General features: G+C 36.3%; 28 protein-coding genes. 19 read left to right on the top strand and 9 right to left on the bottom strand.

The features are described from left to right. Window positions 1-20 precede the first annotated feature (20 nt). Window positions 21-1,049 carry a dihydropteroate synthase gene (gene folP, locus CSP5_RS02470; RefSeq protein ID WP_021789930.1) on the top strand — a complete coding sequence of 343 codons (1,029 nt, stop codon included), beginning with the start codon at window positions 21-23 and terminating at the stop codon, window positions 1,047-1,049. On the opposite strand, the gene CSP5_RS02475 is transcribed toward folP, so the two are convergent. Further along, window positions 1,009-1,443 (bottom strand): Fur family transcriptional regulator, encoded by a 435-nt coding sequence (locus tag CSP5_RS02475; RefSeq protein ID WP_021789929.1) that lies wholly within the window; start codon window positions 1,441-1,443, stop codon window positions 1,009-1,011. The genes folP and CSP5_RS02475 overlap by 41 nt on opposite strands. 75 nt (window positions 1,444-1,518) lie before the next feature. On the opposite strand from CSP5_RS02475, the gene hisS reads away from it, so the two are divergent. After that, complete coding sequence (gene hisS, locus CSP5_RS02480; protein ID WP_021789928.1) at window positions 1,519-2,796, top strand: histidine--tRNA ligase; 1,278 nt, start codon at window positions 1,519-1,521, stop codon at window positions 2,794-2,796. Between the two features lie 8 nt (window positions 2,797-2,804). Here the strand turns inward: hisS and CSP5_RS02485 are convergent, their stop codons facing one another. Continuing rightward, on the bottom strand, window positions 2,805-3,239 hold the full coding sequence (locus CSP5_RS02485; RefSeq protein WP_148689579.1) for a hypothetical protein: 435 nt from the start codon (window positions 3,237-3,239) through the stop codon (window positions 2,805-2,807). A gap of 173 nt (window positions 3,240-3,412) precedes the next feature. Here CSP5_RS02485 and CSP5_RS02490 point away from each other — a divergent pair, with 173 nt between their 5' ends. The 4 genes from CSP5_RS02490 to rpsB all read left to right on the top strand — a co-directional run bounded on the left by CSP5_RS02490 (window position 3,413) and on the right by rpsB (window position 5,696). Beyond that, window positions 3,413-3,646 carry an Lrp/AsnC ligand binding domain-containing protein gene (locus tag CSP5_RS02490; protein ID WP_021789926.1) on the top strand — a complete coding sequence of 78 codons (234 nt, stop codon included), beginning with the start codon at window positions 3,413-3,415 and terminating at the stop codon, window positions 3,644-3,646. Window positions 3,647-3,651: 5 nt separating this feature from the next. Further along, window positions 3,652-3,981 (top strand): hypothetical protein, encoded by a 330-nt coding sequence (locus tag CSP5_RS02495; protein WP_148689580.1) that lies wholly within the window; start codon window positions 3,652-3,654, stop codon window positions 3,979-3,981. Window positions 3,982-3,985: 4 nt separating this feature from the next. Continuing rightward, entirely contained in the window at window positions 3,986-4,915 is a 930-nt protein-coding gene (guaA, locus tag CSP5_RS02500; RefSeq protein ID WP_021789924.1) for a glutamine-hydrolyzing GMP synthase, read from the top strand. Between the two features lie 181 nt (window positions 4,916-5,096). Beyond that, the gene (rpsB, locus tag CSP5_RS02505; protein ID WP_077076787.1) at window positions 5,097-5,696 is read left to right on the top strand and encodes a 30S ribosomal protein S2; all 600 of its coding nucleotides are present in this window, start codon (window positions 5,097-5,099) and stop codon (window positions 5,694-5,696) included. Here the strand turns inward: rpsB and endA are convergent. After that, the gene (gene endA / locus CSP5_RS02510) at window positions 5,693-6,628 is read right to left on the bottom strand and encodes a tRNA-intron lyase (RefSeq protein ID WP_077075969.1); all 936 of its coding nucleotides are present in this window, start codon (window positions 6,626-6,628) and stop codon (window positions 5,693-5,695) included. The two genes, rpsB and endA, sit on opposite strands and share 4 nt — an antisense overlap. Further along, entirely contained in the window at window positions 6,615-7,124 is a 510-nt protein-coding gene (locus CSP5_RS02515; protein WP_021789921.1) for a GTPase domain-containing protein, read from the bottom strand. Before CSP5_RS02515 ends, endA begins: the two co-directional genes overlap by 14 nt. Before the next feature lie 242 nt (window positions 7,125-7,366). Between CSP5_RS02515 and CSP5_RS02520 the strand changes: the two genes are divergently transcribed. The 3 genes from CSP5_RS02520 to CSP5_RS02530 are packed head-to-tail and all read left to right on the top strand — an operon-like array spanning window position 7,367 to window position 9,840. Beyond that, complete coding sequence (locus tag CSP5_RS02520; RefSeq protein WP_148689581.1) at window positions 7,367-8,563, top strand: aminotransferase-like domain-containing protein; 1,197 nt, start codon at window positions 7,367-7,369, stop codon at window positions 8,561-8,563. Continuing rightward, entirely contained in the window at window positions 8,550-9,497 is a 948-nt protein-coding gene (locus tag CSP5_RS02525; protein ID WP_077075971.1) for a phosphopantetheine adenylyltransferase, read from the top strand. Before CSP5_RS02520 ends, CSP5_RS02525 begins: the two co-directional genes overlap by 14 nt. Window positions 9,498-9,543: 46 nt before the next feature. After that, the gene (locus CSP5_RS02530) at window positions 9,544-9,840 is read left to right on the top strand and encodes a metal-sulfur cluster assembly factor (RefSeq protein ID WP_021789918.1); all 297 of its coding nucleotides are present in this window, start codon (window positions 9,544-9,546) and stop codon (window positions 9,838-9,840) included. A gap of 3 nt (window positions 9,841-9,843) precedes the next feature. Here CSP5_RS02530 and CSP5_RS02535 read toward each other — a convergent pair whose 3' ends face one another. Further along, a complete protein-coding gene (locus CSP5_RS02535) occupies window positions 9,844-10,128 on the bottom strand; it encodes a hypothetical protein (RefSeq protein ID WP_021789917.1) in 285 nt (94 codons plus the stop codon). Window positions 10,129-10,292: 164 nt separating this feature from the next. On the opposite strand from CSP5_RS02535, the gene CSP5_RS02540 reads away from it, so the two are divergent. Next, window positions 10,293-10,847, top strand: a complete 555-nt coding sequence (locus CSP5_RS02540; RefSeq protein ID WP_021789916.1) for a TATA-box-binding protein — start codon at window positions 10,293-10,295, stop codon at window positions 10,845-10,847. On the opposite strand, the gene truD is transcribed toward CSP5_RS02540, so the two are convergent. After that, complete coding sequence (gene truD / locus CSP5_RS02545) at window positions 10,839-12,020, bottom strand: tRNA pseudouridine(13) synthase TruD (protein WP_077075972.1); 1,182 nt, start codon at window positions 12,018-12,020, stop codon at window positions 10,839-10,841. The genes CSP5_RS02540 and truD overlap by 9 nt on opposite strands. 6 nt (window positions 12,021-12,026) lie before the next feature. After that, on the bottom strand, window positions 12,027-13,136 hold the full coding sequence (gene mqnC, locus CSP5_RS02550) for a cyclic dehypoxanthinyl futalosine synthase (RefSeq protein WP_077076788.1): 1,110 nt from the start codon (window positions 13,134-13,136) through the stop codon (window positions 12,027-12,029). Between the two features lie 531 nt (window positions 13,137-13,667). On the opposite strand from mqnC, the gene CSP5_RS02555 reads away from it, so the two are divergent. The 8 genes from CSP5_RS02555 to CSP5_RS02590 all read left to right on the top strand — a co-directional run bounded on the left by CSP5_RS02555 (window position 13,668) and on the right by CSP5_RS02590 (window position 21,418). Further along, window positions 13,668-14,777, top strand: a complete 1,110-nt coding sequence (locus CSP5_RS02555) for a radical SAM protein (protein WP_077075973.1) — start codon at window positions 13,668-13,670, stop codon at window positions 14,775-14,777. Further along, window positions 14,774-15,553, top strand: coding sequence for an MqnA/MqnD/SBP family protein (locus tag CSP5_RS02560; RefSeq protein WP_077075974.1), 780 nt, complete (start codon window positions 14,774-14,776; stop codon window positions 15,551-15,553). The genes CSP5_RS02555 and CSP5_RS02560 overlap by 4 nt, the downstream gene beginning before the upstream one ends. Before the next feature lie 86 nt (window positions 15,554-15,639). Then, window positions 15,640-17,094, top strand: coding sequence for an IMP dehydrogenase (gene guaB / locus CSP5_RS02565; RefSeq protein WP_077075975.1), 1,455 nt, complete (start codon window positions 15,640-15,642; stop codon window positions 17,092-17,094). A gap of 245 nt (window positions 17,095-17,339) precedes the next feature. After that, on the top strand, window positions 17,340-18,185 hold the full coding sequence (locus tag CSP5_RS02570; protein ID WP_145983915.1) for a hypothetical protein: 846 nt from the start codon (window positions 17,340-17,342) through the stop codon (window positions 18,183-18,185). 75 nt (window positions 18,186-18,260) lie between these two features. Beyond that, entirely contained in the window at window positions 18,261-19,145 is an 885-nt protein-coding gene (locus CSP5_RS02575; protein WP_077075977.1) for a hypothetical protein, read from the top strand. Further along, window positions 19,135-19,989, top strand: coding sequence for an ABC transporter ATP-binding protein (locus CSP5_RS02580; RefSeq protein WP_172399378.1), 855 nt, complete (start codon window positions 19,135-19,137; stop codon window positions 19,987-19,989). Before CSP5_RS02575 ends, CSP5_RS02580 begins: the two co-directional genes overlap by 11 nt. After that, window positions 19,979-20,884, top strand: a complete 906-nt coding sequence (locus tag CSP5_RS02585) for a hypothetical protein (protein WP_077075979.1) — start codon at window positions 19,979-19,981, stop codon at window positions 20,882-20,884. The genes CSP5_RS02580 and CSP5_RS02585 overlap by 11 nt, the downstream gene beginning before the upstream one ends. Before the next feature lie 93 nt (window positions 20,885-20,977). After that, window positions 20,978-21,418, top strand: a complete 441-nt coding sequence (locus CSP5_RS02590) for a hypothetical protein (RefSeq protein WP_145983916.1) — start codon at window positions 20,978-20,980, stop codon at window positions 21,416-21,418. Between the two features lie 272 nt (window positions 21,419-21,690). On the opposite strand, the gene CSP5_RS02595 is transcribed toward CSP5_RS02590, so the two are convergent. After that, entirely contained in the window at window positions 21,691-23,055 is a 1,365-nt protein-coding gene (locus CSP5_RS02595) for a glycerol-3-phosphate dehydrogenase/oxidase (protein ID WP_077075981.1), read from the bottom strand. Window positions 23,056-23,113: 58 nt separating this feature from the next. On the opposite strand from CSP5_RS02595, the gene CSP5_RS02600 reads away from it, so the two are divergent. Beyond that, the gene (locus tag CSP5_RS02600; protein ID WP_021789909.1) at window positions 23,114-23,839 is read left to right on the top strand and encodes a glycerophosphodiester phosphodiesterase; all 726 of its coding nucleotides are present in this window, start codon (window positions 23,114-23,116) and stop codon (window positions 23,837-23,839) included. Window positions 23,840-23,848: 9 nt separating this feature from the next. On the opposite strand, the gene ppdK is transcribed toward CSP5_RS02600, so the two are convergent. Continuing rightward, window positions 23,849-26,524 carry a pyruvate, phosphate dikinase gene (ppdK, locus tag CSP5_RS02605; protein ID WP_021789908.1) on the bottom strand — a complete coding sequence of 892 codons (2,676 nt, stop codon included), beginning with the start codon at window positions 26,522-26,524 and terminating at the stop codon, window positions 23,849-23,851. Between the last annotated feature and the right edge of the window lie 134 nt (window positions 26,525-26,658).

Raw genomic sequence — 26,658 nt, forward strand, 5'->3', positions numbered from 1 at the left:
AGAATTGTATACTTATCATAATGGAGGATCAGGATATTGTTTTTTTCTATAAGAATGAGAAAAACAAAGATAATGAGAGTAATCCATGTTTTACATGTTATTCCAGGATAATTCCTGAGGGACTAAATTTCACCAAAGTAAAAATCGAAGAAGATATATATTTCCGGTTTCAAAAGTGCATGAGCAAATCTATGACGGAAGAAATCCTTAAACGAAATGGACTTGTAAATTTAAGTCACTTCATGTCTGAAGGGATGTTCAGAACTCAAAAAGTCTCTGTTCCGGATATTATGGCCATCCTTAACTTCACTCCCGATTCTTTTTTTACTGGCTCAAGGGTAATAAATAACAGCCAGATTGAGCGAGCCAGAGGTTCCGGATGTCAGTTTCTGGATATTGGCGCAGAAAGTACAAGGCCAGGGTCATTGGAGGTTCACAGTAATGAGGAAATTGAAAGACTGAAAAGTGCCTTTGAAATGCTAAAAGATACCAGCAATCAAAAAATTTCACTTGATTCACGGCACTATGAAACAGTCAGCACTTTCATAGACAGAATAGATGTTATAAATGACATCTCCGGATTGACAGATATAAGGCTTCCAGAACTGGCTCTAAAGGAAAAGAAATCCTATGTTTTGATGCACATTAGGGGAAATCCAACCAACATGAACAAAATGACAACCTATACTGATTTAAGGGGAGAAATGGCGAAGTTTTATTTCGAAAAACTGAGACAAATTAGCGAAATGGGTTTAGAACCGGAAAGAATAATCATAGACCCAGGTATTGGGTTTTCCAAAACTGGCGAACAAAATCTGGAAATCATAAAGAATCCAGAATCTTTTAACTTTGGATTCAGGCGTCTTTTTGGTCATTCCAGAAAATCGTTCCTCAGTATCTATTCAAAAAACAAAGCAGAGGATAGACTGCCAGAAACAATCGCAGTTTCAATCTATCTGGCAGGAAAGGGAGTAGAGATTCTTAGAGTTCACGATCCGGTAGAAAATATCAATGCACTAAGGTACTTTCAGCTGTTTCTAACTCCTTAAGGCAATTTCTGCAGATCCCTCTTACGGTAACACTTGTTGAAATTATCTTTCCATCTACATTCTTTTCAATCTCGCTGAAATCACTTTCAACTTCATAATCGTAGATGTTTTTGCATCTTTCACAAATAAAGTTGATATGTGGATCAACCTTCCCCTCATAAATCGCTTTCCCGTTAGTCTCAAAACTATTTATTAAACCCTTTTCCACGAACATTTTTAATATGTTATAAACGGTTGCTGGCGGTATATTTGGATTTTCAACTGTAACATATTTATGAATGTCTTCAGCGCTGAAATGCTTGCCAGGATTCTCTCTGATATACTGTAATATTTTAGATCTCTGTGGTGTAACCTTTAACCCATTTTTCTTGATTTCATCCTCTAAACTGATCAAATCGCATCAAACTAAACATTTAAAAGCAGTATTTATGTCTAATTATTATAAACCATCTTTTGTTATCTGATAGGAATGTCAAAGATCGAGAGACTGAGAGGATTCAAAGATTATTACCCAGAAGATATGCAGAAAAGAGAGGAGATATTCTCAATCATGCGGAATGCTGCCAAAAGCTTCGGCTTTCTGCCCATTGACTATCCCTCATTGGAGATGCTTGAAATTTACAGGATAAAGTCTGGAGACGAACTGGTGGGACAAACATATAACTTTAAAGACAAATCCAACAGGGAAATCACATTAATACCAGAGGCAACACCTTCCACAATGAGAATGCTTGTGTCTAGAAAGGATCTTGTAAAACCTGTCAAATGGTACAATATACCAAAATTGTGGAGATATGAAGAGCCACAGTCGGGAAGAAACAGGGAACATTATCAGTTTAACGCAGATTACTTTGGGGAGACGGGAATAGAAATAGACGCAGAACTCATTGCACTTGCATGTGAGACACTGAATAGAATGGGCTTGAAAGGTATGTACGTTGTGAGAGTTAATCACCGAAAACTTATGGAAAAAATACTTTCAAAACTTGGGTGTGTAAACATTCAATCCTCAATATCCACCATTGATCATTTTAGAAAAGAATCAATAGAAACAATTGGAAATAAACTTCGAGATGATGGAGTAGTAGATGATAATCTCAATAGATTGCTCAATTTTCTTTCAAAATCCTATCCTGTGTCAGAAATTCAAAACTCAATAAAAGACCTCGGGCTCGACCTGTTAGAAGATGAGGACTTCCTCAGGATGATCTCAACAGTGGAGTTCCTATTTAAAAACGGTTATGAAGATATAGTATATGATCCTTCCACAGTTAGGGGGTTGTCGTATTACACCGGGATTGTATTTGAAGGGTTTGATGTTGATGGAAAATTCAGATCAATTTTCGGTGGTGGAAGGTACGATAACTTATCTCAGCTATTTGAGGGGCAAGAAATTCCTGCAGTAGGATTTGGAATGGGAGATGCTGTACTTGAAAACCTGCTAAAAGAGAAGAATTTATGGAAGGTTGATAATGGGCATTCTTCATACTTCCTGGTCGGTATGGGAAGAGAGGGAAAAAATAAAGCAGCAAACCTACTTTACAAATTGAGGAGGAATGGTAAAACCGCAGTAATGGAAAATTCAGAAAGGAATATTTCAAACTCACTTAAGCATGCTTCATCAATGAATTTTACTCATGCAATTATAATAGGGGAAAAGGAATTGACTGAAAGATCATTAACCATCAAAAACCTCATAAACGGAGAACAAAAGAAAATAGGTGAAAATGAATTGGATGAATTGTAACTGGCAATTCAATCCATTATTATGTCATAGAAAAGTATAAAGAAAAAAGTGGATATGTTACCAAGTTCTATCATTATGCTTTTTTTCTCTTCTTCAGAGAGATTATTCATAATAGAATATGCTAGGTTTCGGTCTTCATCCAAATCTCTTTCAAATCTCTTTATGACCTTCCTTACAGTTTCCTTATCTGGAACCATAACACTTTCCTTTCTTTGAAGTGAACAAAAATAATAGTATTTAGCTATGTAGGGATCATCAAATGGTAAACTCTGTCCATCAATGACCAGATTGGTTAATTCATCCTTCCTGTACATGAAGAGCTCTGTGCCAGTTATTATCTTTATCTCAATAGAATCAGCTGGTTCGTGTATATAGTCTTCTGGAAAATTTCTTTCCTTAACATTTTTAACAATTTCAGAAATATATTCGTCTTTAAATGACACTCTTCCGTAATATTTAGGCAAGATAAATTTTTTATCTCAAGTTTGAAAGTTAAGGCAGTTAGAATTAACGAATATAATCAATTTACTATCAAATTTTGACAAACCTTAATATAAATAGCTTTTAAAACTAAAAAATTTTATAAGTTAAGAAAAATTAGGGTAATAGTGAATCTATGTCGGTAGCATTTGTACTTGTGAGTACGGTACCCGGAAAAGAGCATGAGGTTTACAACAAAATATCAAAGATTAATTATGTTGTAGAAGTCCATCCACTTTTTGGGGAATATGATCTGATAGTCAAAATTGACGCACTCGATTACAGTGAATTAGGAAAGATTGTTGTGGAGCAGATAAGGAAAATCGAAGGGGTTATAGATACAAAAACCCTTACGGGACTAAAGTTGTGATATAAATGTCTGTAGTGGCAAAAACTTTACCGTGGTATCCCAGTTGGAATCTTGACATTTTTTTCCTTACGATAATAGGGATTATAGCATTGGCACTTTTAATTTTTGGAATACTAACTGCCTATTTTGGAAAGGGAAAGGCGAGAGCAGCTGGAGGAGGAATGATAGCAGGAGCCGTTGTTATAGGTTTCTTAACTTATTATCTATCAGACTTTACATTCCACGTGAGTCTCGTTGATGATATAATTCTGGGTGCAGTATTTTATTTAGTTGCAGCCATAATAGGTGTAGTTATAGGATTACTTATATTCCTAGCCGCAATCATGAAAACCTGATTTCATGACCTCAAAATTATTAAACGAGATTGTTGAAAAAATTAGAAAAGAACTGAAGGGTAAAGGTATACTTGCCTGCTCAGGGGGAACTGATAGTTCTGTTCTCGCTGTGGCCTCGAAACTGGCCGTAGGCGATCAAATTTTATCTATTTTTGTCGATACTGGTCTAATCCGGGAAGGAGAGAGGGAGAGGGTGGAGCTATTTTTTAAAAAATTTGGGATCAATTATAAGATTCTGGACGAATCTAAACTCTTCTTTGAGAAATTAAAAGGTATAGTAGATCCGGAGACAAAGAGAAAAGTAATTGGCCAGACCTTTATAGAACTATTCGAAAGAGAGGCTAAACTCTCAGAAGCAGAATTTCTTTTGCAGGGCACCATTGCCCCTGATTGGATAGAAAGTGGTGGTAAAAACAGAGATACCATTAAAAGTCATCACAATGTTGGTGGACTGCCAGAAAAAATGAATTTGAAACTTATAGAGCCGCTGAGAGATCTTTATAAGGATGATGTACGAGAACTCAGCGAGGAACTTGGTCTTAATACCAGTCTACAGCCCTTTCCCGGACCAGGACTGGCAGTCAGGGTAATCGGTGAAATAACAGGGGAAAAGGTTGAGATATTGAAAAAGGTAACCAGAATAGTAGAGGAGGAAATTGAAAGCTCAATGAAACCTGAAAACAGACCATGGCAATATTTTGCCGTCATCTTGCCAGTAAGGACGACTGGGGTGCATGGAGACAAAAGGTCCTATGGTAATACTGTAGCGATCAGGGCAATTGATTCAACAGATGCAATGACTGGAACATTTCACAAGTTTGAATGGGATTTTCTTGAGGAATTATCCACCAAAATCACAAATGAAGTACCATCAGTAAATAGAGTTGTGCTTGATATCACCGATAAACCTCCAGCAACCATTGAATGGGAATAATTATTTTTTAAAGACTTTTTAAAGCATTATAATAAGGATTACCTATAAAAAAAGACTATTTACAAAAGCGATCTACTGGAAAGACCATGTTAAAATCTAATAATCTTCAGTAATTATACGTAAACCCATATATAGGTTAAAGAGATAAACCCAAATCTTGACACCTAAAGAGATGATTGGAATGGAAGAAGAGTTGCTAATATCAGAGGAGGAATATCAGAAATCAGGCGTACATATTGGTACCCAGGTTAAAACACAGGATATGGTGAAGTACATATTCAAGATTAGAAATGATGGACTGTACCTCCTTGATCTGAAGATTACAGATAAAATGCTTAAAATTGCTGGAAAAATGCTTTCCAGGATTGATCCCACTCAGATTCTTGTTGTGGCTCAGAGACAGTATGCGTTTAGACCTGTTACCAAGTTTTCAGAGGTTATAGGATCAAAGGCCATAGTTGGAAGGTTTATACCAGGAACATTAACAAATTACCAACTTCCAACATATACAGAAACAAAGGCGATAATAGTTACAGATCCTCTTGCAGATACTCAGGTTATGAAGGAGGCAAAGGATGTTGGAGTTCCAATAATTGCTCTGTGTGACGCAAATAATAAAACAGATTTTGTAGATCTGGTCATACCCAGTAATAACAAAGGTAGAAGATCATTAGCCCTTGTATACTGGCTACTTTCCAGAGAAATTCTGAAAAACAGAGGAGATATCAAATCATACGACGAATTTAAATTTACAATTGATGACTTCGAATCACAGATTTAATCTCTTAAATTCATTTCCTGTATATTTTTTATTCTTCTTATTCTTATGAAGTGACACGTTTCGTCTTGAATCATTGCAAAGATCATTTCTTTCCTGACTGAGGCTGCTAACCTTACAGCCCTGCTGATTTCATACCATTCATTTTCTCCTTCGAGTACGTGAATCAGAAAATCTGAATGATCATCCATGGATCCTTTGTAGGCTCTGAAGTTGCAGCCGTACTTGAATCCTGTTTTTACAATTAATCCACTTGAGATAAGTTTCCTATAAATTCTTGATACCGGATCGCTGTTTTCTATTCCGTTTACATAGTTCATCTCACCCTCTGATAATATCACCAGATCCTCAAGATGATCCCCCATCCAATCTGGTTTCATATCTTTAGTGTGTATACCTCTGCCTCCAATCTTTACTGGAGTTACTGATGGAAGTTCAGGTGTGTTATTTCCTTCAAGATTTACAGTGTTTGTGGTGTAATAAGTGATATCTCCATCGTCATCAACAGAGGCAATATTCTGTCCAGATATGGAAATCAACCAGCTACCATCGATCCTGCTTTTTTCCCGTATTGGGTAAATAATCCTTTTTACGCTCAATTTTTCGTTTTTCTTGGATATAATCAGACATTCATTTTCTATGGAAATCTTGGATCCTTCATTCTTCAGGTCAAGATATACTCTCCACATATACAGATCGTTTTCCTCAAATAATGTGTTTATGAGCGTCAATGAATCGTTATAAAATGGATTTACTGGTTTCAGTCTATTTCTGTAATATAGGAATAACATTTCAAATGGTTTTAAAATAATATTTCTTCCAGATATTACTCCCATATTGTACTTACTGTGGATATACTGGGCACTTTTTCCATTTTCTATTGTAAACAGAATCGAATTGCATATGGCATAACTATCCTCTTTATCGTTTTCCATTTATTCTTCCAATTAGGAGCCTTGATATACCGTTTACCATATTATTTACGGTCTCTGGTTGCTTTGCGGATACCATATATAAGTTGAGTCCAAACTTTTTTGCCATTGGTTCGAGATCTTCTTTCCACGTTACTGCCTCATACTTTCTATCAACCTTATTTGCCGCAAGAATGAGAAGACCCTTTTTCTGAGAGTTTTTAATGAACTTTGTTACTTCTCCCTCGTTTAGTTTCTTTGTGACATCAACAACAATAATAATAGCCGAAGACCCCGCAAGCAACTTCTCGTTATCTGGAAAACCATCTATTTCCTGAAATATAAGCTCAGCGTGATAATTTTTTCCATCATCCTCAAATGAAACTTTTTTTCTTAGTAATCCCTTATTAATAAAACTTCCAGCTTCACTATCAAACACTATTCTTGATATTAAAGAGCTTTTACCGGATTCCGTGTCCCCAACCAAGCTGACTTTCCACATCAGCCTTCCTGAAATCATCGGTCAACATTTTCTCCTTTGTTATAATATTTTTTGTAATAGCACACTTTTTCTTAACTTTAAGCTGATTTTATCTCGATTCTTTAATTCAAAGAATTTTGTCTTTCAATTTCAATTACAACCTTATTTTTGTGGAGATTCAAATGTTCTATTCACATTAATTTTCTCAATATAATTGCTCAATACTGGATGAGGTATATCTAGGTAAGACAAATCTATAAATGAATTTATAATATCTGTTTATGAAATATAACTTTTCAGATGTTGTAAATAGAATGAAACCCTCTGAAATCAGAGAACTAAACAAAATGGCATCATCACCAGGGATAATATCACTGGGAGGAGGGATGCCAAGCCCGGAAACATTTCCTATCAAAGAACTGACAGAAATCATGGAATTTGTAATGAAAAATAATTCAGATCTGGCTCTGCAATATGGAAATACATTAGGAATAAATCCTGTTAGGGAACAAATTTCAAAAATGCTGGAAAAGACTGAAGGAATAAAATGTAATATGGAAAATATAATTGTTAACTCCGGTTCACAGCAGGGTTTGTATGAATTGGGAACAGTGCTTGCAAATCCAGGAGATACAGTAATAACAGAGGAACCAACTTATGTAGGTGCTGTATCGGCCTTTTCAGCAAATGGGTTAAAAATGGAGGGGATTCCTGTTGACCACAACGGAATGAAGGTTGAATTGCTTGAGGAAAAGATTAAGAAACTTATTTTAGAAGGTAGAAAACCAAGGTTCATATATGTAATACCAACATTCCAAAATCCAACTGGATACACCATGCCTGTGGAGAGAAGGAAAGTTCTTATTGAAATTTCAAAAAAGTATGATGTTCCTCTTGTGGAGGACAATCCATATGGTCAGTTGAGATATTATGGAGAACCTGTACCTTGCATCAGATCCATGACAGGTGGAGAAGATGTAATTTATCTTGGAACGTTTTCTAAAGTAATGACACCTGGTCTAAGGCTGGGATATACCATAGCTCCAGAACCCGTAATGGAAAAGTTTAATCTTATTAAGCAGGCACTTGATCTTGCAACAAACTCGTTCTCTCAATATGTTGCCTATGAATACATTAAAAGGGGGATAATCTACAAGCAGGTCGAACTGAATAAACAAATATACAGGAAGAAAAGAGATGCAATTGTAAACGCCCTTAAGGCAAATATGTCTGATATTTCAACTTTCTCAGAACCCGATGGTGGTATGTTTGTCTGGGTCACAGTAGATAAAAATGTAGATACGAAACAGATGATTCCACTTGCCATCAAAAATGGCGTAGCATATGTAAGTGGACAGGCATTTACAACAAATGGTACTCAAAAGTCATCAATGAGACTTAATTTCACATTTGGATCAGTAGAACAGCTTGAAGAGGGCATAAAGAGGATAAGGAAGACAATAAATGAATCAGCCTAGTAAGAAAGGAATTACCATTGTAGCGGGTACCTTTGGGCATCTGCATAAAGGTCATAAGGCCCTTCTGATGAGAGCTATTTCCACAAAAAAATTCATTATCGTTGGAATAACATCTGATGAATATGTGAAAAAGACCAAAAATTATAATGTGAGAGATTACAAATCAAGAAGTGATTCTGTATATAAGTTTCTCAGAGAGAAGAATGCAAATTTTACCATTAAGCCAATAGAAAATAATTCTGGCGATGCTGATAAAAATAAGGATTATACTGATATTATAGTATCTAAGGAAACAGAAGGAAGTGCCAGAATTTTAAACAATAAAAGATTGAAAAATGGGCTAAAACCAATGCATATACATACGGTAAACACAAAAATTGCAAATGACTTTTTTGTTTTAAGTTCGTCAAGAATTGATAGTGGCGAGATAGACGAGGAAGGAAAAAGGCTCAATCCCTTAAGAGTTTCAATTATCCTATCTAAGAATATCCAAAAAGCATACAGGGATTCAATTTTAAGATCGGTTTTTAAAAATTCTCCAATTTCAAGTAGCATAGAAGTTAAAAATTCAGAAATATTTCCAGACTTTTCAGATTTTAAACGAACAAACAGCGGTAAAATAATGGATTTTGATTACCTGATTTTGATTTCTGAGGGCATCCTGCCCTATAGTAGGGGTTCTAGAAATAAGGTTTGTGTGCGAAGTTTTATTATTGACAAATACGGCACAGTAGGTGAGGGGATAAGTAGCTCTATTGAAATGCCAGAACAATTCTATTCAGCCTTTGTAAGGGGCAGCGATAAATTAAATATATTTAATCTGGAAAGCAGAGGATATTTCAGTAAAATGATTTTAGAGTCAGTAAAAAGCAGTTTGCAGTGCAGGACTAAGCCATGGGAATTTGGTGTATTTGATAGGATACAATCGGTATAAAAAAACAATAGACATATTAATGTGAATTTAATGTTTAAACGATAATATGGTTACCAAAGAAGAAATATTGGAAGCCCTTCAGGCTGTAGAGGACCCTGAAATAGGAATGGATGTGGTTAATCTAGGTCTAGTATACGATGTCCAGATCAACAAAGATAATGTTTACATAAAAATGACTATGACTGCACCAACATGCCCTGTAACTCCCTGGATTCTATCTGAAGTCCAAAAAATAGTAGAAAACATGGCCGGTGTTGAAATGGCAGATGTAGAGCTCGTTTGGGAACCACCATGGAATCCATCAATGATGTCTGAGGTTGCCAGAGATGCTCTCAATATGTAAGTTCTATGACTTTACTCCATTTTTATCCTTGAGTCTTTTTATGTCTGCTGCCCATAAATGAGCTCTGCACACTGTGATTTGCATATCATTTATGTACAAGGTGGATGTTGTCATTGCAGTTTTTTTGTAGGACAAATGATCTATATTCTCTATAGGTACCCTTATCTGATCACCCTTTCTTGGGGTATATATAAGACCCTCATCTGTTAACTTCAGAACACCTTTAGTATCATTTAAGATCGCAAGATCGACGCGCACAGGATTATCTGTTTTTTTCACATCGCTCATATGTAATGCATACTATAACAAACTTCAATATAGAACTACTGCTAAAAATTAATTGAGCTTCCTGGTAATACGAATAAAAAACAAGATGTCATATCATCCTTGACTGTCATAGTATAAAAAATGTTATCTTTATATATAGTTTAAATATAAGAGATTTGGTTTTTATGAGTGAAAGAGAAAAAATCAACATCGAGAACATAGTCGCATCAACATCACTGGCTGAACACCTCGATCTGAGCAAAATAGCATTGGCACTGGAAGGGTCAGAATATGAGCCAGAACAGTTTCCAGGATTGATTTACAGATTGAAGGAACCTAAAACTGCTGTCCTGATTTTCAGGAGCGGAAAAGTAAATTGTACAGGAGCAAAAAATCTTACTAATGTAAGATTGACCATTCAGACAATTATCTCTACCCTGAAAAAGGCCGGGATAGAAGTTTATGATTCTCCAGAGATAGTGGTTCAGAATATCGTAGCGGTATACGATCTTGAGGCAGATCTGAACCTTACACAGATAGCCATGTCCCTTGGTCTTGAAAATGTGGAATACGAACCGGAGCAATTTCCCGGTCTTGTATACAGAGTTGAAGAACCCAAAGTAGTACTGCTTCTTTTCGGTTCAGGAAAGGTAGTGTGCACAGGGGCAAAGGAAGAAAGCGAGATTGAACAGGCAGTAATAAAGGTCAAAAAGGAATTACAGAAAGTCGGTTTAATCTGATTTGAAAACCTGATCGAGGAGGGATGTAGCATAAATCCCCCTTCCCAGTGAAAATTTTAGTAGATCTGTTCCGTTGGTGCTGAAATTAATTGGTCTAAACCCAATACTACGATAGTTCCCCTTAGAAGAAAGCTCATTTTTCTCTTCTATTTTGAAGTCTGAAAATTTCAGATCATCTTCAATCATTACTCTCCTTATAATATCTCCAGGAATTCCATCTTGATTTTTTGTTTCGGTCCCAATTAGTGGGGCAAGTGGGGCAATCTTACCTGCTTTGGCCAAATCCTGCATTCTTTCAATGTTGAATTCGTTGACCAGTATGATCTTATCCTCGTCTATGTTGTAAAACTCGTCCACAGGGCTGATAAAATCTCCTGAGAATATCTCAAATGGATTTTCCGTTAATTCTTTCCTATAATTAAGAATTTTATTGAATAGATATGACTGATAGGCGTGTATAAACATTATTCTCAGGCTTTTAGGCAGAGAATCAAAACTCTGATCATAGCTTTTCCCTGAAACGAGTTCCGACATGAGTGCCCTCTCAAACTGTAGATGTTCAGGATAATTCTTGAGCCCAGATGCATAATCCCAGTTTTCTCCAAGTTTTACTCTAAAATCCTCATTATCTATCTCTGGATCGAAGAGATACTCTTTAACTGCATTCTCGATGCCATTTTTTACAATTTCCCTTCCCACCTTGTGAGTATTATACCTTATGGTTCCAAATCGTTGAATGCCAAAAAAGTTCCAGAAACCTTTATTTCTAGATATCTCATCGATCCTTTTAGCAGCATTTTCAACTGTCATTTCAGAATCAGATACTCTGATCTCGAATCTGTTACCCTTTAGATCTCCAAGGTTGAGTGGTTTATCAACATAGAAGGATTCTTCCACCTCACAATCCTTAATTCTTATCTGATCAGCATTAACGGATCCATTTATGCAGAAATATTGAGTAGTTATGGCTCTTTTGTCCTTGGTACCGGCAAATGTAATACGTTTCCTGCTCATGCCAAGATATCTGGCAAGATGCGTAACAAAGTGGTTTGTTTCCCAGTTTGTCAGAACTACTTTTAATATAGTATATTTTCCATTTTCAACTCGCTTTAAATCATTTGGTATCTCCTCAACAATAAAATCCTGAGGATTTACCTTAATAGTATAACTCATGCTAGTTCAGATGTATGTTTTTATTATCTTGTAGTTGTTGTCTCTTTCTACAGGGATCATACCAATACTCTTTATTGATCGTATAATAGTTTCTTTTCTGAGATTACCTACCTGTTTACCTGTGGCTGGAATAACCCTTTCATCATATATGGTACCTCCCCAGTCATTTGCCCCAAACATTAGGGCAATTTGTCCCATTTCAACTCCATTGGTGAGCCATGAGGACTGAATTATTGGAATGTGCCTGTTAAGCACTATTCTTGATATAGCAATATTTCTTAGAACCTCTTCTCCACCAACCCTGCTGGTAACTAAACCTTCTCTCTCAAGTTCTGTATTTCCTGGTTCAAAATTCCATGGGGTGAAAGAAAGGAACCCATTGTATTTTAACTGTAACTTTAGCAATGATAGAAGATGGTCTGCCTTGTGATAGCTATTTTCAACATGACCAAACATCATGGTAGAGCTTGTCTTTATGCCTATTCTGTGAGCAGTCTCCATAACATCAAGCCATTGCTGTCCACTGTGTGGTGGTCTTCTCAGTATCTTCCTTACATCATCTGCGAATATTTCAGCGCCGGCACCAGGAATTGTCTCCAATCCACTTTCGCGCAATGCTACGAGAACGTCCTCTACACTCATTTTCTCCTTCTTAGAAATGTAGGAAATTTCAGAGGTGGATAATCCATTTATTCCAATTTCAGGCACCATTTGTTTTATTGTCCTGAACAGATTTGTGTAATATTCCAGACTGAGTTCAGGATTTACGCCTCCCTGTATAAGAAGTTGCCGAATCCCATAACTGTCATTGAATGTTTTAACCCTCTTGGCAACATCAATTGCACTCATGGTATACGCATCCTCTTCCATCCCTGTTCTGTAAAATGCACAGAAGTTACATCTAACATTACATATGTTGGTGTAATTTAGGATCATGTTTGATACAAAGGAAACCTGCCTTCCTGTAATAGAGTCAGTAATCTTCCTACCCAGAATTCCAAGCGTTTTTATATCAACCTCATCGTAAAGATATGCAATTTCATCCCTATCAAGAATTTCTCCTCTTATGGCCCTCTCTGAAATTGAATCCATCTGAGACTTTTCAATTGATATCATAAATTTAGAATTGAACTGGAGGTTATAAACAATTGTAAATATTATTATCATAGCAACTTAAAGGTTATTTTAAATACAGGGTTGATTATCTAATTGAATATTAAATTGAATCATACAATCACCTAGCATTGCTTACTTATTTAATTTAAGATTTCTGAATAGGTAAACGCTCAAGCGGAGTTATATATTGAATATGCCCATCCATTTGAATACAGTTTACTTCAACTCGCTTAACATTTTATCAAAAGCAATATCTATTAAACAAATCAATCTTTAAGATTTCTGTGAATGATTTAACCAACTCTCTTACCGCAAAAATCTAAAATAACATGAAGTTACCAGATTGAGTTTTACCGTATTGTTCATAAGAACCCGGTTAAAAGATTGATTAAATGTTTCGGAATATAACTTGTGTAATTACTACAATTTAAATTCTATAAAGGTTAAAATTTTCTATAAAAACTCAAAATTAAACTAGATACAATTTATTTTAAAAAAATTTTATTTGATACCAAGTAATCTATGATTATCATGATAAATTCTTATGCTCAGGATTACTGGATTGATCTTCTGAAAGCAGGTCATAAACTGAATCGTCAGGAGGGAGCCGAATTACTGGAGCAATTCAATATGCAGGAATTAATGTCCATGGCGGACAACCTTACAGATTATCAGGTCGGTAATACAGTAACATTTGCCGTATCATACAATATTAACTATAGTAATTATTGCGCTGCCAGTTGTCCCATATGTGCTTTTTATGTACCAGCTAAAATTAAGGGAAAGACCGATAAGGGATATGAACTGTCCATAGAAGATATTAAAAGAGAACTTGAAAAAGCAAGACGGTATAATCCAACTGAAATTCATATTGTTGGAGGTTTCAATCCTTATCTTCCAATGGAATATTACGAAGATGTATTCAGAACGGTTAAAAAATATATGCCAGAGGCAACTCTTAAAGCGCTTACTATTCCGGAGATCGACTTCATTGCAAGAACAACAGGCAACTCACTCAGGGAAACTGTAACGAGGTTTCATAATGCTGGAATGGAAGCACATACAGGTGGTGGTGCTGAAATATTTGATTCAGAGATCAGGAAAATAATGAGTACAAGTGAGAAGATCAGCGGTGAAAAATGGCTAGAGGATGCAAAGATCATTCACGAAATGGGAATCAAGGGAAACTCCACAATGACATATGGAAGTGTTGAAAACTGGAGTCACATAATAGACCACATGGTCAGGCTAAGAGATCTACAGGCAACAACAGGCGGCTTCTTATCATTTATTCCATTGAAGTTCAGTCCTGAGAATACACCCCTACTGAAGATGGGAAAAGTAACAGGACCTGCATCTGGTGAGAAGGATCTAAAGGTAATAGCACTGGCAAGAATGATAATGGGAAAGTGGATGAGAAATATTAGTGTATACTGGGTATCAATGGGCAAGGGAATAGGACAGATGGCACTTACTGGAGGTGGAAACGATCTGGTTGGAACGGCCATAAGTGAAAAGATATTCGGTGCCACAAATAGGCACGAAATGACCACTGTTGAAGAGCTAGGAAGACTTGTATCAGAAATAGGTAAAATACCAGCAAAAAGAGATACTTTCTACAACCTGAAGGGGTACTTTTGAACAGTTTAAGGTTAATTAATCTAATACACAGTGATCCACTGGACTATATTGCTACAGAAAAATTTGAAGTTTCCCGTAGTGATACAAGGAGTAATCTTAGAGACCTGCTATATGGAAAAGTAGATTATGCAATGATCTCACTCATTGACTACTTCAAGAACAGGAAATCACTGGTGCTTGTTGATGGACCTACAATATCTGGCAAGGGTAAATCAGATTCAAACCTACTCATATCAAATGGTAGTGATCCATTTCCAGGAATGAGAATTGCAGTAACATCTGAAACAGAAACTACAGCATTCTTTCTGAAACTCATCCTCCAAAGACTGTATCCAGAGTCTGAGCTAATAAGAAGCAGGAACAACTCCGTTGGTAATTTACTAAAGGAAGAAGATTTTGCTCTGGTAATAGGTAACAGAGCTCTTGACATATATAGAACAGATACAAAGATTATATTCGACATTACTCATATGATCTCCAAGCTATTCAATATGCATTCAATTTATGCTGTAACTGTTAGTCTTAATGGCAGGGAATATGATGAAAATTTAGTTCAGTTGAAGAATATTCCAAGGTGGACAATAACCAGGGATTTAGAAAGGATATCAAAAGAACACAGTATGGATAAGAGCATCCTGGCTGAATACTATAACTCTCTCACATATGATCTGAACAATTTGATGAAAAAAGAAATCCTTACTTTCATGAAATATTACGATGAAATCAGTGATGACATATTCCTTGAAAATATCGATGAGAACTCTATTAGAAAATAGCTATTTTTTTATAATATTGGTAAAGCGAGAAGGAAACCTTGTATAAGTTTATAAAGTTTTAAATATTCATATTTTCTAACTCCAACATGTATACAGAAAAACTTTCTAAAGCAAAGGAAGGATTAACTTTTGACGATGTACTTGTAATGCCAAGAAGATCACCTATTGAACCAAGAGAAACAGAGATAAAAAGTGTGTTTTCAAAGCGTATTAAACTCAACACTCCCATCATATCTTCTCCAATGGATACCGTGACTGAATGGGAAATGGCCGTAGCAATGTCAAGAATCGGTGGAATAGGAATTATACATAGAAACATGTCAAGAAATGAAGAAGCGACCATGGTAAGAAGGGTAAAGAGAGCAGAATCACTTATAATTAGAAACGTTCACACCATAGATCAGGAAACTCCAATTAGTGTTGCAAGAAATATAATGGAGACAAAGGGAATAGCTGGATTTCCAGTCGTTGTTGGAGAAAAACTTGTTGGTATTGTTACAAAAAGAGACATGGAATTTTCTGAAAGGAAAGAGGGAAAGGTAAAAGAAATCATGACAAAAGACGTGGTCTTTGCTGAGGACAATATTGACCCTGAAGAAGCGAGGAAAATCCTTTATGATCACAGAATAGAAAAGCTTCCGCTGGTTGATAAATATCACAAGGTAGTCGGGTTGATAACTTCAAAAGACATAACTACAAGACACAAATTTCCTCTGGCTTCCAGAGATGATAAAGGTCAGCTGATGGTAGGTGCAGCAGTAGGGCCTTTTGATATCGATAGGGCAACACTTATGGAGAAAGAAGGTGCTGATGTTATAGTTATTGACACTGCACATGCACATAATGAAAACGTATTGACAGCCATAAAAAAACTGAAAAAGGAATTATCAGTAGATATTGTGGTGGGAAACATTGCAACAGCAGATGCAGCAAAAGATCTGATTTCCTGTGAAGTGGACGGCCTAAAGGTAGGTATTGGTCCAGGTTCTATATGCACAACAAGGGTGGTTGCAGGTATCGGCGTTCCGCAAATAACAGCCATTGGGGATGTAGCAGATGTTGCCTCTGAATTTGGTGTACCGGTTATTGCAGATGGTGGAATTAGGTTTTCCGGAGATATAGTTAAGGCAATAGCTGCAGGCGCAGATTGCGTTATGCTTGGTTCATTATTAGCAGGTACAGACGAGAGCCCGGGAAACGAAATGATAATTAACGGGAGAAAATATAAAACCTACAGAGGAATGGGTTCTATGGGGGCCCTTAGCAAAGGCTCTGACAGATACGGTAAATTTTCGGGAAGTAAGTTTGTGGCCGAGGGTGTTGAGGGTGCTGTTCCATATAGAGGAAAGGTAGAAGAGGTAGTGTATCAGCTTTCTGGTGGAATAAGGGCAGGTATGGGTTATGCAGGATGCAGGAACGTTCAGGAACTGAAACAGAAAACATCATTTGTGAGAATAACCAATAATGGATTAACAGAAAGCCATCCGCACGACATAAGGGTTGTTTCTGAGCCTCCAAACTATCAACTATTTCAGAACTGAACATACTTCCATTTTTTAGTTTGGATTCTTTTCTGTATTTTTACTTTTTTTCTTTAGGATTTAAAAAAGGTGGAAATGGTTCATAAATGCAATTTAAATAAAAAAAGATTTATAATTAGTGCGTTGAAAAATAAAACATTTAAATAACAAAAACATTTATATATATATCAGTTAACATTTATGTGATATCAAAAAATATGAAGGTTTGTTTAAGCATATTCTGCGTGATGATGTTTTTATTCACTATGGTTCAAGCCACATCAGGGTTACAGAACTCAGAATTTGGTGAAAGTGCTTCAAAGGTAAATGTCACTCCGGATCTGGATTATGGGGAAGTTTTATGTACAAAACCATATAGTAATTTACATTCACGTAATACATTTTCTGGAGGTTGTGCATGTCTGGAGATTCACCCATGTCTGGTTGTATATCAAAATTATAACAGTGGTACAGGTGAACCACAAAAGTGTTATGTAATTGAGTATCAAATTGAAACTTTAATGAATGCATATCAGGGAAAAGGATACCAGATAATGGGCGGAGAACCGCAGGTTGGTTCACAAACATATTGTAACTTTAAAGGGGATAATGGTGGGTGGACAGGTCTTCTTACCATTGAATACCCTGCCTGTTCACCTGATGCACCGAGCAGTACTAATAGACCTGCATGCTGGCAGTCTAACTGCAATAATATAGCTCTTAATGCAGTTCCCAACAAGGAAATAGGTGTGGGAAAATCCGTAACATGTACATTCAAATCTGGATTTAGCGCAGGAGGAGGAGCTTGTGGAGCTTCTGTAGGTGCATCTTTCAGCAATAGTATATCAATAAACTATCATGCAGTTTGTATTGACCCAGTTGAGTTAAACAAAAATTGCCTATATTATAAAACATCAGATAATTTAGGGGAAACAACTTCTTCACAAATAACAACTTTCACAACTTATGTAGGAACAGCTTTTCCTATAAGCAACGAATGGACGCACATTTATGTCGTAGAAGATCTCCACTTCGTGACCTGTGGATTAAATGATAGAAGATATGGTGGAGAAACCTTAACTGTAGGTGGAGGATTTAACGTAGATGCATAATTATTCTAATTATTTTCCCAGGCAAATCTTTAAGTAGTGGTAGAAATTGATAATTCATAATCTGGAGATAATCAAATGAAAAAGGCAACAAAAGGTCTGGTAATTATTATCCTTTTGATAATTTTAATATTTACTGGAATAAAAATATATGAATTAAGTATTAAAAATCATTATGCTCTTTCTGTAAGCATTCAGTCAAGTTGTGTATCGCCAGGGATAGGAACAAATATCACAATTCAGATGACTGAAACTGGTCACACAGAATATTCCTTGAATCACGGTGTATTAGATGCAATTTGTATTTTCTATATTGGTAATAGCACATTCAATCAAAAATGGATTCCAAATAGTGTAAATTATTATTCAAATGCAAGAAGCCTAAGTAGAGACGCTTGCTGTAATTATTCAACCTTTTACCGAATAAGTTCACTAGGTGAACAGGTGCCTATAAATTCCCTTTCTGGAACTGGAACAACAACACTAACGTTGCACTGGAATGGTACAGTTCAGGTTACACCGATCAATTGCTGTAATAAGATTGGCAAGCAATACGAGTCAGCACTCCCTGGAAACTATGTTGTAATACCAAGTATTAACTTTAAAAATAACAACCCCTGTAGAACAAGTTACTATCTATCAAACGATATGATTACAGTAAAGGGACCAGAAATAGGTTATGAAAATAATAGTAGTAACATTAGTCTTAGAGCATCGTTTATAGGACACATACAAAGGAATCCCATTCAATTAGAATTTGTTAACAGTTTTGTTAACACAGGAAAGAATAATAATAGTGTACCGATCTTATTATATTACAAAAACCTAACCATTAACAGTAATAAGGCTGTATATCTGCCAAAATATAACAAAACTATGGAAAGCAATTTCATTGTTACCAATATTTATGAAAAATGGAACAACTTTACTTGGAAGTGGAGGGAGATCAGGTATGCAATATAATTCACTAATAGAGTGTGAGAAAGTTTCAAAAACATATGGAATTTTTAGAAAAAACCGGGCACTTGATAATGTAAGCTTAAACATAAAGAAGGGAGAAATTGTTTGCATAGTAGGACCAAACGGTGCAGGAAAAAGCACACTACTAAAAATACTGGCCAATGTAATTGCCAATTATCAGGGAAGAATCTCTGTCTTTGGAAAAATAAGATATGTCCCAGAAAATTCTGTGTATTTTCAAAACATGACTGGCAAAGAAAATCTAAACTACTATGCTAAAATATTTGGAAAAACTAAAGCAGATGTAATTAAAATCATGGAAAAATTAGATCTGAAGGATTCTAAAGTAATTGCAAATGGATATTCAAAGGGAATGAAGAGGAAGTTGGATATTGCCAAGGCAATGATAGCAGAGTCCGATATATTATTAATGGACGAGCCCTTCGATGGTCTGGAACCAAAGATATGTGACGAACTTATCTCATACATAATGGAGTTGAAATCTGCTGGGTACTCCTTTATAATTAGCAGTCATGAACTGTCAAAAGTTCAAAAAATCTCAGACAGGATAATATTTCTCAACGCGGGAAAAATCAAAACAGAGGAAAGTATTGTATCAAATAAATATATTTATATCGAGTTTGAAGGTGAATACAATTTTTCAGAGCGTATAGATGATAAGAGTGTGGAAATGATAGAAAAAGGAGAAAATTATACAATTATAAAGATAATTGAAGAAAGACCGCAATGGGAGGTAATAGCAAATCTTATTTCCAAAGGTTTAAAAATTACCTCATTTTCCAGGGAATCCCTTGAATCCCTTTACAGGAGGGTATATGAAAAATAATCAAAGAAAGGTAATAGGAGTAGAATTTCTTAGAAATATGACAGACTTTAGACGAGGGTTATTGTATTTTATCGTCATATTTTCTCTGGCATTTCTTTCACTTTTATCTGTAGAAACTATCAAGGGTTCAATATATGATTATAACGGTCTTGGTAGTATAGCAATTGATGTTATATTTTATTCTTTTTATAACAATGTAGTTTTTTATGCGTGCATACTTTTTGCCGCTATAGGCGCATTCCTCATTTCAACAGATTATGAGGGTGGTGTTATAGGTGTTAATAATTCTATGGGCATTCCCACACTAAAAATAATTTGGGGAAAGGCTCTATTTCTTTATGTATTAATTCTGATTAATCTGTTTATAGACTTCTCAATTGCATTTGCATTTTTTCACAATAATTCTACTGTGACGTTAAGTTACATTAATCTTCATTCTTTCATGATATTTATCCTATGGATAAGTCTTATAGAAATGCTGTTTGTTTTAATCGGAATCCTTATAGGTACAGTGTTTGCAAAGAGAATAAACTCTATCATAGCTGCACTAGCTGGAGGTTTTCTTATAGAGACCCTTGGATCGGGATATGGAACCAAACTAATATCTTTGAGAAACTTCAGACAGGTATGTATATTTCATGGTTCTACGACAAGTTACCTTCAAACTGCTGTAAATCCAATTTCATTGAAATCCTTTTTGGCCGTATTTCTAAACTTTTATTCCAATGAATATACCAATCCAAACTGTGCAAGTTCAAATACAATATCTTACTCAACTTCAATTCTCTACATGCCATCAAATTATTTTTTATATGTACTTCAGGCTGTGATTTATCTAGCTGTCGTAATATCCGTTATAATAATAGGGGTAAGAATAAGGAGGAGGTATTACTAAGTGTTAATTAAAAGAAGATTTATAGTTATAGTAGTGGTAGTTGTATTCGTATTTGCGTCATATTACGTGTTTGTGCAACAAAGGAATGATCAAGTGAATAATAAGGAAAAGATTGTATTTCCTCCAGATTATAAGGTTTTGATAAATAAGACCTTTTACTTATCAACACCATCCTATGATAAATGCGGGCAAGTTTATTCAGAAAATCTTACAAAGTTCTACATAGATGATAATGTAAATTTCACCAATTATTGCCTTGAGTATAATTCAAGTTATGGTTCCTTTATTTACATCAAATCAATGGTAAATAAAAATACATTAGAGTGCTGTAACTGTAAGGTTATTAGCATTTCTGGAAGAGAAAATATGGGAGGTGGCTTTATTTATTGTAAAGGTTCAAAATATAAAATTTCTTCAAGAGGAGAATGGGAAATAGAGATACAAACAAATTACAAAGCCTCTTTAAAAGTGCTTTTATGTACCTATGCAGGAGATAAATCTTTCAATCCACATCATCCTCAAACTACAAATTAATCTTTTGAAGTGTAATTTCATATCAAAGGGCTCGTTTCACTGGATAATCAGTACATGGTATGAGACTTTTAAGTTTTACTTTAGTAATAAAAGAGCTTAAAATTTTACTGGTTAAGATAATTCTGTTCAATGAATATGGTCATAGTATTTATCACCATTTCTGAAAGCCTGTTTGATTCATGCACATTGAAATCTCTATATAATTTTTCTTATGCGTGATAAATTGATGAGAACGCAACTTAATTTTTTTGATCTGATAGAACGTCTCAATCTTAGTGAGAATTTTCATCCCTCATCATTCTATTTATAACATCAATTTCTGAAGCTCCCCTGTCTACTCTATACACATCAAAAGCTTCCCTTCTTCTTATAATATCCTCTGAAAATATCGCGCATTCGTGTTCCATTTCATACCTGTAGAGTCTCTCTCCATTTAGATCAGGTCTCTCATAATCAATTACCGGCATGTTTTTTATATTAATTTTTCTACCACTCAATTTTTCGTATATTTTTGCGACTTTCCTGGCCGCCGATCTGTAATCTGTGAGTTTTCCACCAAATATGTTAATGAAATACTTGTCATATTTCACAGTTAAACCTCTTGAAATAGACCCAGGATTATCACCATTTCCATACAGGGGCCTTATTCCAGCAAAGGAATAGCTTATATCATTTTTTTCCAGGTCCTTATAAATGCGCCTAGCACTCTGAATTATATAATCCACATCTATCTCTGAAATATTGAAATCATTAGGATCATCAACAAAGTTATCAGTTGTGCCAATGATCGTAACTTCTCCTCTGGGTATTATGAACATCTGTCTCCTATCCAGATGACTTCTGAAAACTATAGCATCTGTGGTTGGAGCCTTTTCATGAGGCACAACAATATGAATCCCCTTACTTAGCCTGAGATTAACATTATTACCATTTTCCAGATTTCTATAAACCTGACCCGACCAGGGACCAGCTGCATTTATACAAATCCGTGCTTTAACATTGAATTCGCGATTCTTAACTCTGTCCATTACCCTTAGTTCAATCAAATTTTCAGTAGGAGTGGCATTGAGAACTTCGCAGTAATTTAAGCATTTTGCCCCGTGAATTACTGAAGATACAATATTGTATATGGTCAATCTGCAGTCATCGGAGAAAGCATCTCTATAGGTGAAATATCCAGCGACTTCCTTTCCATACTCTCCATTATTTTTTGACATTCTGGGAACACTTATTCGTTTGCTCAAAATATTATAGATAAAAAGTCCTGCTCTCATAGTCCTTTTTTTCCACGAATATGGATCTATCAATATCCTGAAATTCATATATTTCACTATATTCGTGTTTCTTGCCAGATAATCTCTTTCCCTGAGTAAAGTTTTAACTTCGCGAAATCTAAATTCTGCAAGATACCTTAATCCGCCATGTATCAGTTTGGAAGACCCAGAACTGGTACCAGAAGCAAAATCATTTCGTTCAAGTAAGATAACTTTAACACCATTCTCGGAAAGTATATTGGCCACACCTGCACCAGTAATGCCTCCACCGATTATGGCAACATCGTAAATATCCTGATCCTGAGTGTTGATACAATTCTCTCTTGTATCTCTGTTAAAGGGGGGAGTGATTGCATCCTGCATGCAGGGGAAATATCCAGTCAGGATAAAATGTTTTAACTGCATATGGATTTAGGTAAAAATGGGATTCAACATCATTGGTCATAGAGGAGTACCTGATTCGTTTCCTGAGAACAGCATGAAATCGTTCCAGCAGGCGAAAAACTGCGGTTTATATGGCATAGAACTTGATGTACAGATCACTAAAGATAGCAAGATTGTCGTTTTCCATGATTCTACGCTTAAAAGGGTAACCGGTGCTGAAGGCTCTGTCAGCGACTATTCGTATTCAGAGATTTCTAAACTTAATTTACTGGAAAGTGATCAGAAGATACCTCTACTTGGAGATGTGCTGAAGAAATTCCAGGATTTGAAGATATTTATAGAACTTAAGACAAGGGATGAATTTGGGAACAGGATAAATGAGGGTCTCGAGACTGCACTTCATAACACCCTGCAGAATTTTAGCAAGGAGAATCTAATCCTGATATCCTTTGACGTCGTGGCCATAAGGGAAATGAAGGAGATGAACCTTAATTATAGAACAGGACTGGACATAGGCGAGGAAACCAGAATTATGCTGGATAGTATGCTGAAATCCAAGGTGCCAGGATTTATAGATTGCATTCTCCCTCAGTTTTCTTTGCTAAGTTATCCAGAATACAGTGAACTTAATAGACTGGGAAAGAAAATAATTCCGTGGACTATAAATGATAAAAAGGAACTAAATGTTTTAAGGACAATGAATATTGACACATTTCTCTCAGATCGTGGATGTGATCTCCTGAGAGAAATTGAAGAAAATTAAATCTATTTCTCATTTCTTCTTATCCTTCAAGGCTGCCCTGGCTGCTGATAATCTTGCAATTGGAATCCTGTATGGAGAAGCCGAAACATAATCCAGTCCAATCTTATGGCAGAATTCTATTGTTTCAGGGTCTCCTCCCTGTTCTCCACATATCCCAATTTCAAGGTTTTTGTTTCCCTTTCTTCCTCTTTCCACGGCCATCTTCATTAGTTCGCCCACACCTTCGGCATCCACAGTCCTGAATGGATCATTTGGTACTATTTTTTCCTCGAGATATTTTGCCATGAATTTTCCCTCCGCATCGTCTCTGCTGTAACCGAATGTCATCTGAGTCAGATCGTTTGTGCCAAAGGAAAAGAAATCAGCATAAGCAGCGATCTTATCTGCGACCACACAAGCTCTTGGTATCTCAATCATCGTTCCAAATTTATAGCTGATATTGTAGTGACCTTTTTCATCAAGAGCCACCTTCTCCAATCTCTCCCTTAGAATCGATAGCTCTCTCTCCGTGCCAACAAGGGGTATCATTATTTCAGGTATGATCTTCTTTCCTTCGCTCATTACGTTTATTGCAGCCCTTATGATCGCCCTTACCTGCGTTTCATAAATCTCAGGGAAACTTATCCCAAGTCTGCATCCCCTGAATCCAAGCATTGGATTGAATTCTTCCAGCGACCTAATAACACCCAGCATCTCATTCTCTCGATTTATACCTGTCATTAGCTCGTCGATTTCTTTCAGTTCGTTTGCCTTTATCATTTTAATTTTCAGTGAGTATATCCTGTTCAGCACTTCCTCCTTATCTGGCAGGAACTCGTGCAGGGGCGGATCGAGTAATCTTATGATCACCGGGAAGCCTTCCATTGTCCTGAAGAATTCTGTGAAATCTGAAATCTGCATCGGAAGCAGTTTTGTGAGATTGAACTGCCTGTCTTCAGCATTTTTGCTCATAATCATAGATCTCATTATTTCTATTCTGTCACCACCAAGAAACATCCTCTCTGTTCTGGCCAGCCCAATTCCCTCACCACCGTTTCTCCTGGCAATTATTGCCTCCTCCGGAGTATTGGCATTAGATCTTATACCTAATTTTCTGTATGTATCAGACCACTTCAGTAGAACCTCTATGTGCTCCCCTACCTGAGACTCCTCGAGATCTGTAACACCAAGAAGGAATTCTCCATTGGTACCATCAACGGTTATAATATCACCCTCTCTCAGAATGGTTCCATCTATGGTAAGAGACCTTTCCCGGACATTAACCTTCATGGATTCTACACCAACCACTGCAGGTTTTCCCATGGCTCTCGAGACGACAGCCGCATGTGATGTCATACCACCCTTCTGGGTTAGGAAACCTTCAGATACTGACATTCCTCTCACATCATCTGCTGTGGTTTCTGGTCTTACCAGAATTACCTTAACCTTATTCCTAGAAAGTTCCACTGCCCTGTCTGATGAAAATACTATCTGCCCTATGGCTGCTCCCGGCGAGGCAGCAAGTCCATGGCCCAGAACTCTCTCCTTCCCACTCTTCTTAACCTGTGGATGGAATAGTATATCAAGAGATTCAGGTGAAACTCTTAACACTGCTTCCTCCATGGTTATCAATCCTTCCTTTGCCATTTCAACGGCTATCCTCACAGTGGCCCTTGCACTTCTCTTACCATTCCTTGTCTGCAGCATGAAGAATTTTCCATTCTCAATTGTGAATTCCATATCCTGCATGTCTCTGTAATTTTTTTCAAGGATTTCCGCTGATTTAACAAAGTCTCTGTAGGCATCAGGTAGCTGTTTCTCTAGCTCTGAAATTTTTCTCGGTGTTCTTATTCCTGCTACAACATCCTCACCCTGTGCATTCAGAAGGTATTCGCCGAAAAGTTCTTTTTCTCCAGTGTTGGGGTTTCTGGTAAACGCAACACCGGTTGCTGAATTATTACCTGTGTTACCGAATACCATGCTTACGATGTTTACAGCTGTTCCAAGATCATTGCTTATTTTATTGATCTCCCTATATGCAATTGCTCTTGGTGAATTCCATGAATTAAAAACTGCTTCTATGGACAGAAACAGCTGTTTTTCAGGATCCTGTGGAAAGGTCTTCCCGTGTTTTTTGTATACTTCATCAAATTCCTTTCCTATCTCTTCCAGTTCATCAGCCTTCAAATCGGTATCATTTTTCCTTCCATACTTTTCCTTTTTTTCCTGAATAATTTCCTCGAACTCGTCATGGGGCAGGTTATAGACAACAGTTCCAAACATTTGCTTTAACCTTCTATAGGAATCCAGGGCAAATCTTCTGTTTTTAGTGGATTCAGTAAGTCCTTTTAGAGATCTATCATTCAAACCCACATTCAGAATGGTATCCATCATTCCAGGCATGCTAATGGGTGCTCCTGATCTCACTGAAACAAGTAGAGGATTTTTATCGCTACCAAAACCCTTTCCTGTCTTTTTTTCCAGAACCTTCATATTTTCTTTTATGGAATCATTTAGACCTTCGGGCATCTTATTACTCTTCTGATAGGCAATGCATGCTTTGGTTGTAATGATAAAACCATCAGGAACGTTTAATCCCAGCTTTTTCATTTCTGCAAGACCTGCTCCCTTGCCACCCAGAAGGTTTGCCATTTCCTTTCCTCCCTCTTCAAAAGTATAAATATACCTGTTTCCCTGTTCTTTCATGATATAACCATATTTTATGACTTATAAATGTTCACCTGATCAAAATCAGGAATAGAAAAAAAGTACTTTTTTATCAGTCATAGAATATATTTTTAAGAAATAAGTATTGAATTTAAGTCCATGATTACATAAGG

The sequence above is a fragment of the Cuniculiplasma divulgatum genome (assembly GCF_900083515.1).
Taxonomy (GTDB): domain Archaea; phylum Thermoplasmatota; class Thermoplasmata; order Thermoplasmatales; family Thermoplasmataceae; genus Cuniculiplasma; species Cuniculiplasma divulgatum.

What these genes read in the sequence shown, in the direction of transcription:
- CSP5_RS02555 (WP_077075973.1), top strand. Translation starts at nt 13,668, where the DNA reads ATGATAAATTCTTATGCTCAGGATTACTGGATTGATCTTCTGAAAGCA.
- CSP5_RS02530 (WP_021789918.1), top strand. Translation starts at nt 9,544, where the DNA reads ATGGTTACCAAAGAAGAAATATTGGAAGCCCTTCAGGCTGTAGAGGAC.
- CSP5_RS02580 (WP_172399378.1), top strand. Translation starts at nt 19,135, where the DNA reads ATGCAATATAATTCACTAATAGAGTGTGAGAAAGTTTCAAAAACATAT.
- truD (WP_077075972.1), bottom strand. Translation starts at nt 12,020, where the DNA reads ATGAGTTATACTATTAAGGTAAATCCTCAGGATTTTATTGTTGAGGAG.
- endA (WP_077075969.1), bottom strand. Translation starts at nt 6,628, where the DNA reads ATGGAAAACGATAAAGAGGATAGTTATGCCATATGCAATTCGATTCTG.
- CSP5_RS02595 (WP_077075981.1), bottom strand. Translation starts at nt 23,055, where the DNA reads ATGCAGGATGCAATCACTCCCCCCTTTAACAGAGATACAAGAGAGAAT.
- CSP5_RS02495 (WP_148689580.1), top strand. Translation starts at nt 3,652, where the DNA reads ATGTCTGTAGTGGCAAAAACTTTACCGTGGTATCCCAGTTGGAATCTT.
- folP (WP_021789930.1), top strand. Translation starts at nt 21, where the DNA reads ATGGAGGATCAGGATATTGTTTTTTTCTATAAGAATGAGAAAAACAAA.
- CSP5_RS02520 (WP_148689581.1), top strand. Translation starts at nt 7,367, where the DNA reads ATGAAATATAACTTTTCAGATGTTGTAAATAGAATGAAACCCTCTGAA.
- CSP5_RS02540 (WP_021789916.1), top strand. Translation starts at nt 10,293, where the DNA reads ATGAGTGAAAGAGAAAAAATCAACATCGAGAACATAGTCGCATCAACA.
- CSP5_RS02490 (WP_021789926.1), top strand. Translation starts at nt 3,413, where the DNA reads ATGTCGGTAGCATTTGTACTTGTGAGTACGGTACCCGGAAAAGAGCAT.
- CSP5_RS02585 (WP_077075979.1), top strand. Translation starts at nt 19,979, where the DNA reads ATGAAAAATAATCAAAGAAAGGTAATAGGAGTAGAATTTCTTAGAAAT.
- rpsB (WP_077076787.1), top strand. Translation starts at nt 5,097, where the DNA reads ATGGAAGAAGAGTTGCTAATATCAGAGGAGGAATATCAGAAATCAGGC.
- CSP5_RS02575 (WP_077075977.1), top strand. Translation starts at nt 18,261, where the DNA reads ATGAAAAAGGCAACAAAAGGTCTGGTAATTATTATCCTTTTGATAATT.
- mqnC (WP_077076788.1), bottom strand. Translation starts at nt 13,136, where the DNA reads ATGATATCAATTGAAAAGTCTCAGATGGATTCAATTTCAGAGAGGGCC.
- ppdK (WP_021789908.1), bottom strand. Translation starts at nt 26,524, where the DNA reads ATGAAAGAACAGGGAAACAGGTATATTTATACTTTTGAAGAGGGAGGA.
- CSP5_RS02525 (WP_077075971.1), top strand. Translation starts at nt 8,550, where the DNA reads ATGAATCAGCCTAGTAAGAAAGGAATTACCATTGTAGCGGGTACCTTT.
- hisS (WP_021789928.1), top strand. Translation starts at nt 1,519, where the DNA reads ATGTCAAAGATCGAGAGACTGAGAGGATTCAAAGATTATTACCCAGAA.
- guaB (WP_077075975.1), top strand. Translation starts at nt 15,640, where the DNA reads ATGTATACAGAAAAACTTTCTAAAGCAAAGGAAGGATTAACTTTTGAC.
- CSP5_RS02535 (WP_021789917.1), bottom strand. Translation starts at nt 10,128, where the DNA reads ATGAGCGATGTGAAAAAAACAGATAATCCTGTGCGCGTCGATCTTGCG.
- CSP5_RS02515 (WP_021789921.1), bottom strand. Translation starts at nt 7,124, where the DNA reads ATGATTTCAGGAAGGCTGATGTGGAAAGTCAGCTTGGTTGGGGACACG.
- CSP5_RS02600 (WP_021789909.1), top strand. Translation starts at nt 23,114, where the DNA reads ATGGGATTCAACATCATTGGTCATAGAGGAGTACCTGATTCGTTTCCT.
- guaA (WP_021789924.1), top strand. Translation starts at nt 3,986, where the DNA reads ATGACCTCAAAATTATTAAACGAGATTGTTGAAAAAATTAGAAAAGAA.
- CSP5_RS02570 (WP_145983915.1), top strand. Translation starts at nt 17,340, where the DNA reads ATGGTTCAAGCCACATCAGGGTTACAGAACTCAGAATTTGGTGAAAGT.